Source organism: uncultured Senegalimassilia sp., from assembly GCF_934632265.1.
Taxonomy (GTDB): domain Bacteria; phylum Actinomycetota; class Coriobacteriia; order Coriobacteriales; family Eggerthellaceae; genus Senegalimassilia.
The window spans coordinates 1-5590 of sequence record NZ_CAKTYH010000122.1 but is presented as its reverse complement, the minus strand read 5'-3'; the positions used below and the strand labels follow the sequence as shown (position 1 = coordinate 5590).

Genomic DNA, 5590 nt, shown 5'->3' with positions numbered 1-5590 from the left:
GGAATCGTCCGGCTCTTCGGAAGCAGAGGCAACATCCAAGGCATCGGATATCGCGTAGCCGACGCGCATGTGCAGGTCAGGCTCTTCGCCCTCTCGCGCGACAACGCCTTCTCCCACCGCCGCGCCATCCGCGGGCGGAGCCCCGGCGCCCGTGGCGTTGCCGAACCGGGAGCTATCCCAGCCCAGCGCCACCCAGCGCCCGCCGACCCAGCCGCCGGTCGAGTTCCCGACGAAATCATATGACCCCGCCGCGTTCAGCGACGAATCGAACAGGTGCGTCTCCTGCGGCTCGAACGCGCCCTTGTTCCCGATCGCGATGCGCGTTGCCGCCACCGCCCCCTGTTCGCCGACGACCAGATCCGTATACATCGCCGCAATCGAGTTGACCGGAACAAGCGCGCGGCAGGCGGTCTGCACGCCCGCACGGTCGAACCTCACGATCGCCCCTCCGCGCGACGTATCATCTTCGGACCCGCTGGTATCCAGACGACCCGACGCCAGCACATACACGGCATCATCGCGAGCCGCGACATCGTTGACAGCCTGATACCCGCTCAGTTTGCACACGCACACCGGATCAAGGCGTTCGGTAAAATCCTCAAGCGCATCAGGGTTCAGCTGGGTGGGCGCCGTCGCGAAAAGCGCCGCCACCGACTCGGCATCGTACAAGCGAACCGTAAGGTTCACCCCACCAGGACCGCCATCGCCATCGAAAATGTTCTCGGCGAACACGGCGGCGATCAGCCCATCACCCGCCTCGTAAACACCCGATGCCCGCGTCCAAAGCATGCGCTCGCCAGGCGAAACCGCAGCGCTCGCATACGTCCCACCTACCGCAACGTCCGCAAACGTCGACGTCATCACATAGCCCTCGCCGAAGCCAAGCTGGTACGCATACGTCCCCATGACCGGCACGTTCCCCACCGCCATGGCGCGAACGGAGCCGGGGAACCGGTTGAGGGGCGCCTCATCGAGCGCCCGGCGCGAGCCAAGGTCCACCAAATAGGCGCGTGCCAAGCCGGAAGCGTCGAAGTTCTCGAACGACACCGTCACCAGGCAACGGTCATCGGGCAGCACCGCGCATTGCAGCACCGCGCTGGCCTGCGGATACGTCGGAAGGACCGCGCCGTCGATCTTCGCCTCGCTCACCTTCGATGGGTCCTTCTCGTCGATGGTTTCCAGGTACAGGCTCTCGCCGACCGCGCGCAGGAAGCAATGCGACCCGTCGCCACGGGCGAACACCGAAGAGATGCCGACGTTCTCGTCCAGCGGGTCGGTCTCCAGCTCATAGAAGCCATGCTTGACGAAGCTCGCCAGGCCGGACGGGGAAAACGGCACGCGGATCTCCTCGGAGTACACCTCTTCCTCATCGGCCACGCCCAACAGAAAGCAACCCGCAGGGAACACCGCCTCGCAGTCGCTGGTCGGCAAAACCTCGCCGGGGTTAAACTGATATCGCATGGAAACGGTTTCGCCGCTCACGTCCGCGGCGGCGAAGATGCGCTTCCCGTCGATCACAAGATACGGGAACGCCCCGTTCTCGAACGCCTTGTACAGCGCAGGATACGACATAGCGAACGTCACAGGACCCCAGTTCAGCAGCGTGTCAGGCTGCAAAGAAAGGGAGAAGTCGCCCGGAACCGGCGCGTCGGCATCCGACCAGGAAACGGTGACGGTGCCGAAATCTTCGCCGCATTCGCCAAACGAGAATGTCAAGCCCGTGAAACCGCCGCCGATGCTTTCGCCGAAATTCGTGGAGGGATAGGTGGTCGGCGACACCTCCTGGCCGTCATACAGCATGCAACCGTACCCGTCGCCCGTGATCGCAGCGGGTGCGTAGCCGATCCCCTCGGAGTGGGTGGCGTCCATGTCGGGGTCGACCAGCTCGATAAGCTGGTTGCCGGGCGCTCCTGAGGTGTTCTGATATAGGTAGTCGTCCCCCTCCGCCGAAAGCGCCGCCTGCACGCGGAAGAGCCTGAAGCCCGACGGCAGCTCGAAATCCTGGCCGCCGCGCTTGTACACCAGCGACTGGTTGCCGGCATAGCGATCATATTGCAGCAGATAGAACGACGAGAACAAGCCCTTCGCCGGGTCAAGCAGATCCTCGGAATCGGACACGGCGATAAACCCGCCGCACTCGGCAAGGTCGGAGCTTGTGAACGCGGAAAGCACCTGATCGATCGAATGCTCATCGTAGTGCTGCGTAACGCCGCCGCGCTGCACGTCGACCCCATCGGCGTTCGCGACCACGCGCACAACCTTGCTTTCGTCGATCCAGCCGAGCATCCATTTGAAGAAGGCATTGGTGTCGCCGGCGTTGTTGTCCATCAGGTCGAACGTCAGGCATCCCGAACGCCCCAACGAGTCGAGCGTCGACCTTCGATAGCTATACAGATCGGGAAGGCCGAGCACGTGGCCTGTTTCGTGGATAAGCGTGGAAGCCGCCGTGTCCGCGGCGCAGTTGTCGGCCAGCAGGCACGCGTTCCACAGGCGCTTGCCGTCCCACGAACGCTCGCACACCTCGGGCGGAGCCTGCTGCGGCACCGTCCATTCCTGGCTCCACCAGGTGCTTCCCCATCCAGCATCAGGGCCGGCGAAATGCAGGTACACGCAGTCGATGTACCCATCGCCGTTTCCGTCGAATTGCGAAAGGTCCAAAGCTTCGTCAAGCGCGTCGAGCGCTTCGACGAACAGCGAGTTGATATCGTGCTGATAGTAGCTGCGCTCGTGTTTCGCCTGGTAGTCCACGGCGGTTCCGGAGATATCAAGCGCGCCGTAGCTCGCGCGCTCGTAGTATGCGTGCAAGCTTTCATAGGGAAACACGGACGCGCCGCCACCGTTGATGAGCGCATCGAGCGCTTCAAGCGTATCGTCATCAGCGAAGGAATGGTCCGGGAACGACACGCGCAACGCCAGCACGCGCCCGGCGCCAACTGTGGCCATGCCGCTTTTCCAGGTCGAAGGAACCGCGGAGCGCAAGGAGAACATGTCCGCGCCCTGGCCGAGCGCCGTCGCCTGCCGGGCGAGGGCCTGCTGCGTCAGATCGGCGGACAGTTGCGCATGGCCGAGACGCTCGGCAACCTGGACGCGCTCGTCAAGCGAACCATCCGCACGGTAGCTTTCAACTTGCTCCTGGGTAGGGACGCACGGCGAGCCTTGTTCGCTAGCAACGGCGGCATCGACGGCAAACGCCGAAGCAGGCGCGGTTGCAAAAGCCAAGGCCAGCGCAATGACCGCAACCGCACCGGAAGCGACGACCTTAACCTGATGCGCAAGGGCATCAACGATCGACGATTGATTACTCATGCGATTCCTTTCCCAAGGGAGGGGCCTCATCCGTCTGCCGGTTTTAGCCGTAAAGAAGCGTGAGAGCGAGACGGGGACGAAGGTGAACAGGGGACGGAGGTGTGTTCACACGCCATCATAACTGCATGAACAGGAAACGACGACCGGGTGAACACACCTCCGTCCCCTGTTCACCCCCCCCCGTTCACTGTTCGGAGATTACAAAGAGAGCGGCTACCGCTAAACACAGCAACCGCTCTTCGGCAAAACCATATCAAATCGGACTATACAGCCCTGACAGCCCCCAGTCAAACCCTTAGTCCGAATGCCCACGCCAGACCTGCAGCCAGTAAGCCCCAGGCGCGCTAAGGCGTTGGGACTCCCAATCAAACCTACAGTCCGTAAAACTCGGTCGTCAACGGGCGCGCGAACAGGTCCTTCGCTGCCGCTTTCGGGTCGGCGCCTTCCCATACCACGCCGCGCACCACGTCGGTGATGGGCAGCTCGACGTCGTAGGCTTCCGACAGCGTTTTCAGCGTTTTGCACGCCAGCGCGCCTTCGACCACCATGTGCGTGCGCTCGCGATACGCGTCAAGCGTGCCGCCCTGCGCCAGCTCCACGCCGAACGAACGGTTGCGCGAGTGCTCGGAGGTGCACGTGGCGATCAGGTCGCCCGCGCCTGCCAGGCCCATGCACGTGATGGCTTGCCCGCCGCACTTCACCGTCAGGCGGCTCATCTCGGCCAGGCCGCGCGTCATGAGCATGGCTGCCGTGTTGTCGCCATAACCCAGACCGTATGCCACACCCACCGCGATGGCAATGACGTTCTTGAACGCGGCGCACAGCTCCACGCCCGTGACGTCGTCGCTGGTGTAGGTGCGGAACGTCGGCGAGGCGAACAGGTCACGGAACATCACCGCCGTGTCCTGGCCCGACGAGGCGATCACGGTGCCCGCCGGCTTGGCCTTGATGACCTCCTCGGCATGGTTGGGACCCGAAAGCACCGCCAGGCGGTCCTTGTTGCCCAGCTCGGACTCGAACACACCCACGGGCAGATAGCCGCTGTCGGCCTCCACGCCCTTCGAGCAGATGACGATCGGGAACTGGTCGTCCACCACGTCGGACAGCACGCGCGCCACGCCGCGCAGCAGGTTCGACGGCGTCACGATGACGGCGGCCTTCGCACGATGCAGCGCATCGCGGTACGAGGTGGTGGCCACGATGTTGTCGGACAGCTTCGCATCCGAAAGGTAGCGCGGGTTGACGTGCTCGTGGTTGATGCCGTGCACCACCGAATCCTTGCGCGCCCACAGGCTCACGTTATGCCCGTTGAGGGCCAGCGTCTGCGCCAATGCGGTTCCCCATGAACCGGCGCCGATGACTGCAACCTTCATATCGTCGTCCACTTTCCTTACGCTTCCTTACCCTTTTTCCCGATGCGACGCTCGTTGCCGGCGCGCAGACGCGCGATGTTGCCGCGGTGCGCCCAAACCACCGTCAGCGCCGCCACCGTGGTGCATACCCACGCGGCCGGCGCGAACGTGGCGTACAGGAAGTAGTACGCGGCGAACAGCGGGCACGTCGCCGCGGCGGCGATGGAACCCACCGACACGTACTTGGTGGCAAGCACGAGCACAGCGAAGATGGCCAGCTCAAGGCACGCGCCCTGCCAGCCGAACGTCACGAACAGGCAGCCGACGGCCACGGCGATGCCCTTGCCGCCCTTGAATCCCAGCCAGGGGCTGAAGATGTGCCCCCACACGCAGCCCAGGAAGGCCACCGTGACGAAGTCGTCGTAGCCGACCACGTGGCCCGACAGCGACATGCCGCCGCCGAACATGGCCGCAGCCGCGGCCGCGATCAGGCCCGATACGATGCCCTTGCCGAAATCCAGCACGAACACGGCGCTGCCGCCCACCTTGCCCATGGTGCGCATGGCGTTGGTGGTGCCGATGTTGCCCGACCCGTGCTCGCGGATGTCGGTGTGGTAGAACACCTTCGAGATGATGACGCCCCAGGGGATGGACCCCAACAGGAAAGAGATAACGAAAACCCCTAATGCTCCCAGCAGTTCCACAGCGGCTCTTTCCTAGTCCTTTTTCTTAAACTTCAAGACATTCTCCATCTGAACAGTCGGGGCCCGCCAGCCGGCGGGCCCCGAATTCTCGCGATGCGCTATAGTCGCATCATCGCTTTACGGCGCGTTCGGTCTGCGCAGGACCCTAACCAAAGATTTTGCGCGGCCGGACGTTTTAGCCGTGAAGTTGGGATCATCGGTTTTTGCCGAGCCGATGCCCCGGATACA

The 5590-nt window shown here is 63.6% G+C and carries 3 protein-coding genes; all 3 read right to left on the bottom strand.

Annotated elements, in window-relative coordinates:
• Positions 1–3306 (bottom strand): M6 family metalloprotease domain-containing protein (locus tag Q0H50_RS08100; protein ID WP_294421241.1); only part of this gene is annotated, 3306 nt, incomplete at its 3' end.
• 371 nt (positions 3307–3677) lie between these two features.
• On the bottom strand, positions 3678–4691 hold the full coding sequence (locus Q0H50_RS08095) for an NAD(P)H-dependent glycerol-3-phosphate dehydrogenase (RefSeq protein ID WP_294421240.1): 1014 nt from the start codon (positions 4689–4691) through the stop codon (positions 3678–3680).
• Between the two features lie 5 nt (positions 4692–4696).
• On the bottom strand, positions 4697–5362 hold the full coding sequence (locus Q0H50_RS08090; protein WP_294421239.1) for a glycerol-3-phosphate acyltransferase: 666 nt from the start codon (positions 5360–5362) through the stop codon (positions 4697–4699).
• Positions 5363–5590: the final 228 nt, after the last annotated feature.